Below are 10,679 nucleotides of genomic sequence, written 5' to 3' on the forward strand. Positions count from 1 at the left end.
ACCGGCACGCCGACGCCGCACCAGCGCCACCGCGGACTGCCGGTGTCGCCCGCCCTCGCCTAGCAGCGGGCCGGAAATAGCGCGCATGTTCATCGGGGCGCGATCAGCGAGACGCGCCACCCGCCGGGGGTGGCGGTGGCGGTGACGTAGACGGCGGAGTCGCGGTCGGGCTCGGTGCCGCTGACGGTGTTCACGCGCTGGCGCAGCGCCACGACGCGCTGGCGGGTCTGCGCGGTGTCGGCGGGGTGATCATCGGGCGTGATTACCGCTGTGGCGGTGATCGAGGCGTGCGCGCTGGCCCAGCGCGCCCACACACCAGCCGGAACGGCTGTTAGCCCCGAGGCGGTGGCTCCGACCTGGGCGCGGTAGCGCTCGGTGAGCAGCCCGCGCGCGCGGTCGAATCCGGCCGCGCTGTCGGGGTCCGGACCCGGTTGCCAGGTGTAGGCGGTCTCGATGGCCGCGACCATGACCGCCAGCGCATCGCCGGTGTCGATGCCTGCGATGATTTCAGCGCTGCTCTGCGGCGCCGGCGGCGGCGCGGCAGGTTGGGTCGGTGTCCCACAACCGGCCGCTATCAGTCCGAGCATGATCAGGCTCACCGTTACGCCCAGGCGTGCGCGATGGCTTCTCGCGATCGTTGGTGTCATTGCGTCGTCTTCCGTGTGCGGATCGGTCATGGGCGTGAATCCTGTTGCTGGGCACCGAATCTCCGGACGTCCATCCGGTCTGATGCGAAGTCGGAGAGGGGCTGCACCTGTACCGGGATTCCGTGAGTGGGTGCGTTGAGGAGCTGCGGCTCCCCGGTGGCGGGATCGAGGCCCGCGAAGATCCCGGTGTGATGGGAGTCGGCCTCACCTGGGGAGGTGAAGTAGATGAGGTCGCCGGGTTGCATCCGGTCGAGCGCGACCGGGGCACCTCGCGGGTCGCGTTGCTGGTCACCGGTGTAGTGCCCCAGCACGATTCGCCCTTCCGATGCCTGGGCGACTGCGAACAACGTCAGGCCCGAGCAGTCGAATCCGCCGCCGGTGGGTCCGGTGTGGTCGCCGCCGCCCCACACGTACGGCAGCCCGAGCCCCCGCATTCCTTCGGCCAACACCCGAGCACCGAAATCCGAAGCGGCACCGCCGCTTCCAGCGCTGGCGATCCCCGTCGCGGGATCGGTCGTGCACAGCGGGCCTGCGCCGGAGGCCGACACGACGGCCGGGGGTGTGGCGCCGCGGAACGCGCGGTGCAGGGCGTGGGCGGCTTCGCGTTTGGTGGCGTAGGCGTCGGGGTAGGCCGAGCGTTCGACGGCTTGGGCGAGGTCGGCCGGGTCGCGGGTCTGCCACCCCGGCACGGCAAGGAGCTGGTCGTAGAACCAGCCGATCTGACGCAGCGGGTCCATCAGCCCGGCCATGCCCCCGACCTGGTCGGCCCAGATCGAGGCGCGCAGCTGGAACGGGCCGACGGAGTCGTGGTCGGACCCGACAGCGTCATGTGGATACGACAATGATTCCGGCACACCGGAATTCGCGTAGTTCTTGAGTCCGGATTCGGTGGAGGCGGCCATCAACGCCGCCAGAATCCCCGACTCGGGGATCTGACGTTGCTCCCCGATCGCGACGATGGCACGCGCGATGTCGAGCTGCTTGCTGTCGTATCCCGCCAGCGTCGCCGGTTGCGAGGTATCGGGGCCGAGGGTTCCCTGTCCCATCGGGGCCGCGACCGCGCACCCGCGGATCTCCTCACCGGAGATCACGGTCACGATCACCAGCACGGCCGCGAACAACAAAGCGCTCACGACCGCACCGGCTTTCATCACTACGGCGGTCATCGCGGTAGTCGGTCGCGGTCGTGCAGCAACGTCATCAGCTCGCGGTTCAACCCGAGGACGGCGTCCAGCTCGGCGCGGGCGCGGGCCAGCTCGGCGGCCAGGCGCGGGCTCACCTCAGCCTGTCCGTGGGGGTCGGGGCCGCTGTCGCGAACCCAGTTGCGGACGGTGTTGTAGTGCACCCCCAGACTCGCGGCCACGACTCGGCAGGCAGCGGTCTGGGAGGAGCCGACCGCAATAAGCTCGCGGCAGCGGGTCACCGCTGCGGCGCGCACCTCCTCGGGCACGAGCATGTATCGGCGGGTACTCATGCGGCCATACCCCCCGCCGCGTCCCGGTGAAACTGCGAGAACAACTCGGACGTGCTGTGAATCCCGAAATTTTGCTCAACCTCAGATAGGAGGAGCTGGAACGGAATTCCCGGTGAGCGGTCCTCGCTGACCTTCAACAGGAACTTGCCGACGCCTGCGGCCATCGGCCGGGGCATGCCCGGCCGTAGTGGTTCGCCGGTCAATGCTTGTGGCGCTGACCAGCTCGTCACCATGTCGGCCTCGGCTCCGGTGAGCTTGACGATGCCGTCGAGCAGTTCCAGTTCCTCGGCGGGTAATGCGCCAAGGATTTTGGCGCGGGAGCGTTCGAGGAAGCCGAGCGCTCTCGCGCCGGCGGTGCCGCCGATGTTGTGCAGGTCGCGCACGGAGTGGCTGATCAGGATCAGCGCCACGGCCAGGGAGCGTTGCAGCCGGGTCAGCTCGTCGACGCGGGCGACCATGAATTCACCCAGGCCCAGGACTTGCCAGAGTTCGTCCATGACGACCTGGAACACGCGTTGCTTGCCGATCCCGTTCTCGGCGAGCATGTTCAGCGCTTCGATGGACCCGAAACCGATCGCCCAGCACGACAGCATCACCGCTGCCTTGAGTTTGGTATCGCCGGTGGGGATGTGGGAGACATCCACACACACCGCCGGTGCCTCCAGATCCAGCGCCACGGTGGTGTGGCCGTTGAAGACCTGACCGAACGGACCCTGAGTCAACGCCCGTAGTGAACGGCGCAGCGGCACAATCGCTTCGGCATACCGCTGTGGTGTCGCAGCTGCGGCATCGAGCATCAATTCCTCACCGCCGCCGGTGATCACCTCCAAAAGGTCGTCCAGGATCGCAGGCGAGTCGACAGTGAAGCCACGCCCGCCTTCGGCCTCGGGGGTGTTCAGCAGGCGCAGCGCGGTAGAGATCAGGGTGTCTTCGTAGTCGGCGATCCGTTCGCCGCGGATCAACTCCACAAGTCCGGCGATGAGATTGGTTTGGCGGGCACGCAATTCGGCGGCGACATTCTCGGCCGCCTGATGCAGCCCGGCCGCGCGCAGCTGCTGCATCGCCCTGCCCAGCAGCGCCGGGTCCAGCGGATTGAGCTGGCCGTGCCCGTAGCCGACATCGACTACCTGGCCGCCGCAGGCGAGCACGGTGGAGCGGTAGTCGGGTTTGACGTCGGCCAGGATCAGCGGCGTGACGCCCTGGGCGATGCCGCCCAGCACGATCCGGCGCACGAGCGAGGATTTGCCGAATCCGTTGAGCCCCAGCACGAACAGGCTCGGTGCGGTCAAGAACGAGCCGCGTGAGAACCAGTTGAACGGGTCGAAACACACCGGCGCACCCGTGGTCAGGTGCGAGCCGAGCGGGGTACCCAACAGCGGTGCACCGGCACCCACGCACCAAGGCCACAGTCCGGCAATCTGGGCGGTGGTACCGCGCCATTCGGCCGGGCGGGCGATGCTTCGCCATCGGCCGCCCCCCGCACCGCTGGCCCCCGACACCGTCAGCTGCGGACCGGTCGCCGTGGTGGCCCGGCGGTTGGCTCGGTTGGCCTGGCGGTTGTCGTCGGTGCGCAGCCGTAGCCGCGCCCAGCCCGAGCCCAGGACTCCGGCCTCTGCCGTTCGGCGTTCCAGGCGCTCGCGTTCTGCCGCGTCGAGCAGGCGCGGCCCGCGCTCGCGGTGCGATTGTTTGCGGGTCATGCCGACATCACCCGTGGCAGAGTCGCCATCTGAGGCAACAGCACGCCCACGCCGAGCGAGCCGGCGAAGGCGGCGGCTTGGTAGTAGTAGGCGCGGCGTATCCGCAGCCGGGCCTGGTCGGAGAGATCGCCGGTGAGGGCGTCGATGCGCGGCAGATCGGTTCCGGCGGGAACGGTGACGGTGACCAAGACCCCGAAGCGGGAGACTCCGTGTCCGCGGGCCTGTTCCTCGCGGGCCTGCTCGGTCGCGCCGACGCGCAGCATCGCGTGCGCGGAGACCACGCCCTGACCGGATTGCTGGGCGACCAACGCGTTTTTGAAATCGTCGTCGACGATGTTGGCGGCATCGGCTGCGGCGTGCGGTCGCAGGACCAGGGCCACGCGTTTGCGCGGCAGGTCCGGCGTCGGGGCCAGCAGCCGCTGCAACACTCGTTCGTCCACGGTGCCCGAAGGGGCGTAGTCCATCTCCCAGGTAGTCGAGACCACGCCATCGTGCTCGAGGCGGCCGACACGTTCGTGGTAGTAGATCGGCCCGGCGTCATCCCAGCCGAGCCCGTGACCGTCACTGCTCGCGGCAGCGGTTTCCAGGTCGGCTTCAGCGGCGGGGTCGAAACTGCGCCGCACTGTCGCGGTCACTTCGGCCGCTGTCATCGGCCGGGTCCGCACCCCGGCTTGGGCGAGCGCGGCGACGATGCCTGGTAGCCGGCGCCCGATCTCTACGGCCTGCTCCGCAGGTTCGCGCCGCCGTTCAGCGGTGGTGGCGCGGAAGGTGATCGAGCACCACGCGTCCAGCTGAACCGTGTGCGAGGGCAGGGTGGCGGCGAGTTCGGACATCATCGCCCGCGCCATCTCCGGCGCATCCTCGCGGGTCAGTTCGGCGACCTCACCGGCGAGGCGGTGCCCGGTCTCCGGGACCGTCGACAACACCGGGGTGATCGCGACGATGTCACTCGCACCGCCGAGAGACGCGACGAATCCACCCCACGCCGCGACCCATTGATCAATGACAGCCTGATCGACGTTCTCCGCGCCGGAGGGCCACACCCGCAGGAGCACGGTGTAGAGCGAGTGTTTCGGCATGTGCACCATGCCGAACCGGTACTGATCGGAATCGACACCCTCATACAGGCGCGAGAGCGCGAGGAGCCCGGGAAGTTTCGCGGTCCCGAACTTCGAGAACGTGCCGCTGCGGTACAGGTTTTCCTTGCGTGCCCAGGTGCGCAACCACTGCGCCATAACCAAAGCCCTCTCATACCCGGTGCGCCCGTTGACACGAAAAGCCAACGGAGCCCACACGATTGCTTGAATCGCCGCGACAACCAGCGCGGCGGTGAAACTGACGAAAACGGCGGTCACCATCGCGATCACCACGAACACGAACCCGAGAACCGTTGCCTCCCAAGCGAGGCCGAACATTCCTTCCGAGCGGGGGCGCGACCATCCGCCGTAGGTGCGCCGCTGCGGCGACGCGGGGGCGCTCATCGCGGCACCTGCGATCCGGACGGACCGGAGTAGGGCCGCGTGGGAGGCGGCGCGTTGCCGGTCGTGGTGGATTGCTCGACGGTGGACTGCATCGTCTGAATTCCCTTGCTTGCCAACCCGATTCCGGCGGCGGCGGCGACGCCGACCGGGCCGGCGGCCTTCGCGGCGGTCGCGGTCGCGCCACTGGCTCCGCCGCTAGAGGTGGCGCTACGCAGCGGTATCGCGCCGGAGGAATGGTTGCCGCCGCTGTGGCCGGTGGCGGTGGAGGCGATGCTGCCCGCGCCGCCCTTGGCGCTGGCCGCGCCTGTACCGGCCGATCCGCCGGACCCGCCGGTCATCGAGACCCCGGCCGCGACCGCTGTTGCCGCCCCGGCCGTCGCAGCGGCACCGGACCCGCCGCTCATTCCGGCGATCGGGGACACCAATCGCATCAGCGCGGGCAAGGTGAGTGCGGCCGAGCACACCAGCACCAGCCCGACCAGTGCGCGTTGCGCCGATTCGGCATCGACGCTTCCACCGCCGGTGGGGTCCAGGGCGGTGTCCCCGACGGTGGTGAACGCGATCAGATACACCATCGCCGCGAGGGGCTTGTAGAGCAGGAACGCGACCGACCAGCCGATCAACCTGTCGTAGAGACCACGACCGGAGTTCGTAGCCGAGCTGGCAGCCGCCAGCGGCAGCACTCCGGCGACCACCACCAGCAGTCCTTCGCGCACCACCGCCAGAACCACCTGCGCGAGTGCGCCCAGGATGCCGACGCAGGCCAGGATCAGCACCAGGCCGGGGGAGAACACCGACAACCCCGCTGTTTGCGCGAGCGCTTTCGCTGCGGTCTTCGGGTCACCGCCCGCGGATTCGGTGAGAATCCAGTTCGCCAACGCATCCGATGCGTGGGTGCTCGCCACCAGCACCGCGCTCCACATCGTGGAGGCGAAGATCGTGCGCGCCAGCACTTTGAAGGTGTCGTGCGCGGCGTCGTGCATGGCGTGGCGGCGTGCCTGGGCCAAGCGAATCCCGCACAGCATCACACTCGCCGCCAGCAGGTACCACTGAAGCTGATAGGTGTAGTCGGAAATCTTGGAGAACAGATCCGGGCTGTCGGTGATGGCTGTGGGCAGGCGCGCCCAGAACGAGAGCGACAACACGATCGCCTGGCTCAAGCCCGAGATCAGCGACTCCACGACCTTGCCGAACGCGGTACCCCACGCCGCATCCGCCACCGCGGACACCGCCTGGCCGGGATGGGAGGCGACGTTCGCGCCCTTGCAGGCTGCGGAGACAGCGTTGCCCAAATCCAATGGAGTGCCGGGGATTCCGACGCTGGATAGGGCATCGTGCATGTCGTTGCAGGTCTGGTCGAACCCGTACGAGCCGCCGGTGTCGGGCGTCGGCTGCGCCGTCGCGACACCCGCTCCGGCAAGGCCGACGGCAAGCGCGGCGACCAACAGCGCGAGCACTCGGAACAGGCTCCGGTGCAGTCGATTGCGGTCCGTGCGACCGCCGAACGCGGTGGCGATCACCACTTGATCCACCCCCCGGTCAGCGTCGAGATGACGTGCTGGGGAGGTGTGGCGCCGGGCGGCGGTTGCAGCCGCCAGTCCCCGCCGTCCCACACCATGACGATCTGGGTGGCCGTCCACGCCGGTGCCCCGTTGTTATCGACGCCGCGCGTGGCGATCGCGACCACGGCCATGTCCTCGGCATAGCTGTCGATCCGGAAGGCATCCGGGGCGACGAAGTACCGAGTCAGGTTCTCCGGCAGCTGGTCCGGCAGACGTCCCGCTGCCTTGTTCGACTCGAATTCTCGTAATCCCTTGGCAGGATTGATGATCAGGCGCTCGCGCACGGTGCGGCTACCAGGGCGGGCGTTGACCTGGTAGCCGGCGTAGACCGCCGCCAGTGCCGCGCCCTGGGGCGTGTGCGCCCACCCGGCCGCCACACCATCGGCTACCCGGGTCGGTCCATCGGAGGTGGAGAAAGGTACCGACGCTCCGGCGACTCGCTGCCATCCACCCTGAGTGGGAAGCACGGGCGCGCCCGTCAGCCAATCCGGATCAGTCGATGTACGCCCCCTGCCGGTCTGCGTCAGCGGCTGACCGGCCGTATTGCGGGGTGTGTCGACGCGCCGACCGAATACATCGGTCGCGGGAACGTCGAAACCGGTGGCGGTCGAATCGCCGTGACTCGGCGCGGAGACCGGCGCGTTCGTTGTCGGGGTGGCGTTGTCGTGGCCGACGTTGAGGGCGGCAACCCCGCCGACGATGACCAGCGCGACCACAGCGAGGGCGGCGATCAATCCGATCTGTTTGCCTCGCTGCTGATCTTGGGGTGCATCGTGGCCGGTGTCGCTGGAGGTGGTTTCGCGCAGCTTCACTGCGTGCCCTCCAACCGCACGAAACCATCGGTTGGAACCGAAGTGATCGCGGAGACGGTGGGCGTGGTGCTGGCGGGGTCGGGCAGCTCGAGCCGCCAGTCCCCGCGCTGCCACACCACCGCTATGGCGGTGGCGGCCAGGCTCTTGTCCGGGTAGGCGCTGACCGCGTTGACCGTTGCCCGTTCGGGCTGGTAGCTGGTGATCTGATAGCCGAGGATTCGGGGTGCGGTGGCGGGGTCGGCGGGCTGAGCGATCTTGACGCGTGCCCGCGCCAAGGTCCACGCGTCGCGGGCGGGACCGGGTGCGACTTCGGCGGCGGTGATGTGTGCCCAGCTGGTGTTGTCGGCGGTCGACAGACGCACGGTGTGGGCGATGGCCGCCAGCGCCGCGCCCTGGGGAGTCTGGCGGTAGCCGGTCGCGGTCACACCATTCGTGGTGGGTCCGTCCTCCCCGGCGGGGATCGCGATGCCTTGGAAGCTGTTCCAATGCAATCCGGCCGGGACGCTGGTCAGATCCGGTTGCGGCGCACTCGATTCCGAGTCCGCGCCGCACCCGGCGAGGGCCGCCGCTGCCACGAGGGCAGCGGCGAGGCCGCTCAGTGCTGCCCTGTTTTGGGCATGCGAAAGCAGAGACATGGTTGATTCCTTGAGAAAGATTGCGGCGCAGTCCTATTGGTGCACCGAGAGGTGATGCGTCAGAACGGCGAGAGAACGGCTGTCGCGACGGCGGCGGCGCTGCTGGCTAGGATCGCGCCGAGCAGGCTCATGACGATGCTGTGGGTGCCTTCGGACCAGATGGGTTCGCCGTGGCGGTGGGCCAGCCACAGCCGGCCCGCAGCGGCGATCAGCCAGGCCAGGCAGATGGTCAGCGCGAACCATGCGCCCCATCCCCACAGCTGGTCCAGCGGCCCGGTGACCGAGGCGGGTAACTGCTTGTAGGCGGTGGTCATCAGGTGAGGACGACGGCGTTCATGAGGCTGGACGCGCTGGTGGCGATGATGCCGCCGATCGCGGCGGCTGCCACCATCTTCGGTGATTCCAGGGCGGCGCCGTTCCATTTCTCCCACCCGAACTTGCCGCCCGCGTAGATGATCGCCGCCACACCGCACAACATCACGAACCACATCAGGTAGCGGACCAGGCGAAGAATCTGCCCCGAGCCCGGTGGTGCTTCGGGCTGGATATCATCGACGGCCAAAATGACTGCGTGGCTGAGTGTTTCGAGAATCATGCTGCTGCTCCTGTGGTTAGTTGGTCGGTGGTTTCTCGGGTCGCGGTGGCGCTCACTGCGGCCAGGAGGTGATGTCCCAGTTCGCGTGCGGCGGCCAGGGGGTCGCTGCCACGGCTGGGGTAGGGGCTGTCCGGTCTCCAGACCGGTAGGTCGCTGCGTTGGGTCAGCGGCCACGCGGGTTGCCAGCCCACGCGCCAGCTCCCGCCTTCGGGTACGAGTTCGTCGATGACGCGGCGGTAGCGGCGGATGTCCAGGGGGACGCGTCCGGGTTGGTGGGCGCAGGTGATCAGCCCGAGAACGTGGCTGGGTCCGGCGTTCCCGGCGCGGTGCTGGCGCAGCAGTTCGTGCGCGCGCGCCAAACCGTCGAGGGTTTCGCGCGCGACGATCACGACGAACGGTGATTCGCCGTCGAGCACGGCGGGCCAGCGACGCTGTGCATCGGCCGCGGGCGCGAGGACACGTTCCAGGGTGCTCACACCCGCGCCGCCGTGCGCGCCCAAAAGCCACACCATCGGCGCGCGCGCTCCGCTGTGCGGGACGGGCCGATCCCAGATCGGCGTCCCACCGTGGGCATCCTGTGCGGCGACGGTCTCGCTCACGCGGCAGCCTGTGTGGGCACGCTGTGCAGGTGACGCGGGCGCAGCTCGCGCACGACGCTGACCCACACACCGAGCAGGCGTGCGGCGGCCACGAACTCCTCGATCTGGCCGACGGGGAGTCGGTAGACGAATCGTGTGCCGCCGGGATACTCCACGTGCACGGTCATGGTTGAGGTAGTGGACATGTCGATACTCCGTTCGAAAAGCAAGCGGGCACAGCGACGCCGAGGGCCGGGGCGTGTGCCGGAGGGAAAGGGGTTCAGGAATCGGCGCCGGTGATAGCGATGACGCGGGTGTCCCCGCCGCTGCCGGTGGTGGTGATCAATTGCGTGAAGGTACGCGGCGCGGCCTCGGGGGCGGTCTCGGTGATCGAGACGTGGTACCGGCCGGGATTCATCGGCACAATCACCACGCACGCACTCGTTTCCGGTGCCAGCGTGCCGATACCGGCGTCGATGTCGGCAGCGGACGGTACCGCCGCGTCCGGCGTCGTTACCGCGCGTGCCGCTGTGCCCGAGCGCAGCGTGTAGTAGGCGTGTTCGAAAGCCAGGATGGCATCCGGCCCGTTGGATAGTGACCCGGTTCCGTTGCCCCGCACCAGGTTCGGGGTTCGGATAGGATCACAGCCCGGCCCGCCCCCGAGGGTCGTATCGGGCCGCGCCACCGGCGCGACCGTGGTCGTGGTGGCGGCGTGCTGCGCTACCGGTTCCGTCGCCGGACTCGGGTGCGGCCACAGCCACGCGGCCCCGCCCGCGATCACCGCGACCGCCAGACTGGCACTGATCACCACTCGATGCCGACGCAATGCCGCCGACAGCGTCACCGCGGACCTACCGCGCCGCGTAAGGGACGCGAGTTCGGTTCCTGCGGAACCGAACTCGACCCCACGACTGTCGTCGTCGCCGTCCGGTTCTGCGGCGGCGGGCGGAGCTGGTAGCCAGTCGCTCCAATGGCCGTTGTCGTTGAGCGTGGACAATATTCTTCACCTCCTCGAAGTGATGTCGTTCGTTTGGTTCAGGCCCTGGCGGTGGGGGCGGGAATGGCTCGCTCCCCCACCGCCAGGGACAAAAGGCTTGTCAGGAACCGGCGCCGACCGCGCCGCCGATGGCACCGCCCACGACGGCTCCGGCCAGGCCGGCGGCGGCTCCGGCACCGAGTGCGCCGAGTCCGGCTCCGG

At 68.9% G+C, this 10,679-nt stretch carries 13 protein-coding genes; all 13 read right to left on the reverse strand.

Annotated elements, in window-relative coordinates; translation table 11 throughout:
* Nucleotides 1-89 precede the first annotated feature (89 nt).
* Nucleotides 90-677, reverse strand: a complete 588-nt coding sequence (locus NU1_RS15800; RefSeq protein ID WP_067522106.1) for a hypothetical protein — start codon at nucleotides 675-677, stop codon at nucleotides 90-92.
* Entirely contained in the window at nucleotides 674-1,813 is a 1,140-nt protein-coding gene (locus NU1_RS15805) for a C40 family peptidase (RefSeq protein WP_084521463.1), read from the reverse strand. Before NU1_RS15805 ends, NU1_RS15800 begins: the two co-directional genes overlap by 4 nt.
* Entirely contained in the window at nucleotides 1,810-2,121 is a 312-nt protein-coding gene (locus tag NU1_RS15810) for a hypothetical protein (RefSeq protein WP_067522108.1), read from the reverse strand. The genes NU1_RS15805 and NU1_RS15810 overlap by 4 nt, the downstream gene beginning before the upstream one ends.
* Nucleotides 2,118-3,818, reverse strand: coding sequence for a putative type IV secretion/conjugal transfer ATPase (locus NU1_RS15815; protein ID WP_067522110.1), 1,701 nt, complete (start codon nucleotides 3,816-3,818; stop codon nucleotides 2,118-2,120). Before NU1_RS15815 ends, NU1_RS15810 begins: the two co-directional genes overlap by 4 nt.
* A complete protein-coding gene (locus tag NU1_RS15820) occupies nucleotides 3,815-5,299 on the reverse strand; it encodes an SCO6880 family protein (RefSeq protein WP_067522112.1) in 1,485 nt (494 codons plus the stop codon). The genes NU1_RS15815 and NU1_RS15820 overlap by 4 nt, the downstream gene beginning before the upstream one ends.
* Complete coding sequence (locus tag NU1_RS15825) at nucleotides 5,296-6,819, reverse strand: TrbL/VirB6 family protein (RefSeq protein WP_157552352.1); 1,524 nt, start codon at nucleotides 6,817-6,819, stop codon at nucleotides 5,296-5,298. Before NU1_RS15825 ends, NU1_RS15820 begins: the two co-directional genes overlap by 4 nt.
* Nucleotides 6,816-7,673 carry a DUF8175 domain-containg protein gene (locus NU1_RS15830; RefSeq protein WP_084521464.1) on the reverse strand — a complete coding sequence of 286 codons (858 nt, stop codon included), beginning with the start codon at nucleotides 7,671-7,673 and terminating at the stop codon, nucleotides 6,816-6,818. The genes NU1_RS15825 and NU1_RS15830 overlap by 4 nt, the downstream gene beginning before the upstream one ends.
* Nucleotides 7,670-8,308, reverse strand: coding sequence for a DUF8175 domain-containg protein (locus NU1_RS15835; RefSeq protein WP_067522116.1), 639 nt, complete (start codon nucleotides 8,306-8,308; stop codon nucleotides 7,670-7,672). Before NU1_RS15835 ends, NU1_RS15830 begins: the two co-directional genes overlap by 4 nt.
* 59 nt (nucleotides 8,309-8,367) lie before the next feature.
* Nucleotides 8,368-8,622, reverse strand: coding sequence for a hypothetical protein (locus tag NU1_RS15840; protein WP_067522118.1), 255 nt, complete (start codon nucleotides 8,620-8,622; stop codon nucleotides 8,368-8,370).
* Nucleotides 8,622-8,903, reverse strand: a complete 282-nt coding sequence (locus NU1_RS15845) for a hypothetical protein (protein ID WP_067522120.1) — start codon at nucleotides 8,901-8,903, stop codon at nucleotides 8,622-8,624. The genes NU1_RS15840 and NU1_RS15845 overlap by 1 nt, the downstream gene beginning before the upstream one ends.
* Complete coding sequence (locus NU1_RS15850) at nucleotides 8,900-9,502, reverse strand: hypothetical protein (protein ID WP_067522122.1); 603 nt, start codon at nucleotides 9,500-9,502, stop codon at nucleotides 8,900-8,902. The genes NU1_RS15845 and NU1_RS15850 overlap by 4 nt, the downstream gene beginning before the upstream one ends.
* Nucleotides 9,499-9,687, reverse strand: a complete 189-nt coding sequence (locus NU1_RS41480) for a hypothetical protein (protein ID WP_157552354.1) — start codon at nucleotides 9,685-9,687, stop codon at nucleotides 9,499-9,501. Before NU1_RS41480 ends, NU1_RS15850 begins: the two co-directional genes overlap by 4 nt.
* Nucleotides 9,688-9,761: 74 nt before the next feature.
* Nucleotides 9,762-10,478 (reverse strand): DUF8176 domain-containing protein, encoded by a 717-nt coding sequence (locus NU1_RS15855; protein WP_067522124.1) that lies wholly within the window; start codon nucleotides 10,476-10,478, stop codon nucleotides 9,762-9,764.
* Nucleotides 10,479-10,679 lie beyond the last annotated feature (201 nt).

This window comes from Nocardia uniformis NBRC 13702 (assembly GCF_001613345.1).
Taxonomy (GTDB): Bacteria; Actinomycetota; Actinomycetes; order Mycobacteriales; family Mycobacteriaceae; genus Nocardia; species Nocardia uniformis.

What these genes read in the sequence shown, in the direction of transcription:
- NU1_RS15820 (WP_067522112.1), bottom strand. Translation starts at nt 5,299, where the DNA reads ATGAGCGCCCCCGCGTCGCCGCAGCGGCGCACCTACGGCGGATGGTCG.
- NU1_RS15840 (WP_067522118.1), bottom strand. Translation starts at nt 8,622, where the DNA reads ATGACCACCGCCTACAAGCAGTTACCCGCCTCGGTCACCGGGCCGCTG.
- NU1_RS15810 (WP_067522108.1), bottom strand. Translation starts at nt 2,121, where the DNA reads ATGAGTACCCGCCGATACATGCTCGTGCCCGAGGAGGTGCGCGCCGCA.
- NU1_RS15805 (WP_084521463.1), bottom strand. Translation starts at nt 1,813, where the DNA reads ATGACCGCCGTAGTGATGAAAGCCGGTGCGGTCGTGAGCGCTTTGTTG.
- NU1_RS41480 (WP_157552354.1), bottom strand. Translation starts at nt 9,687, where the DNA reads ATGTCCACTACCTCAACCATGACCGTGCACGTGGAGTATCCCGGCGGC.
- NU1_RS15835 (WP_067522116.1), bottom strand. Translation starts at nt 8,308, where the DNA reads ATGTCTCTGCTTTCGCATGCCCAAAACAGGGCAGCACTGAGCGGCCTC.
- NU1_RS15845 (WP_067522120.1), bottom strand. Translation starts at nt 8,903, where the DNA reads ATGATTCTCGAAACACTCAGCCACGCAGTCATTTTGGCCGTCGATGAT.
- NU1_RS15815 (WP_067522110.1), bottom strand. Translation starts at nt 3,818, where the DNA reads ATGACCCGCAAACAATCGCACCGCGAGCGCGGGCCGCGCCTGCTCGAC.
- NU1_RS15800 (WP_067522106.1), bottom strand. Translation starts at nt 677, where the DNA reads ATGACCGATCCGCACACGGAAGACGACGCAATGACACCAACGATCGCG.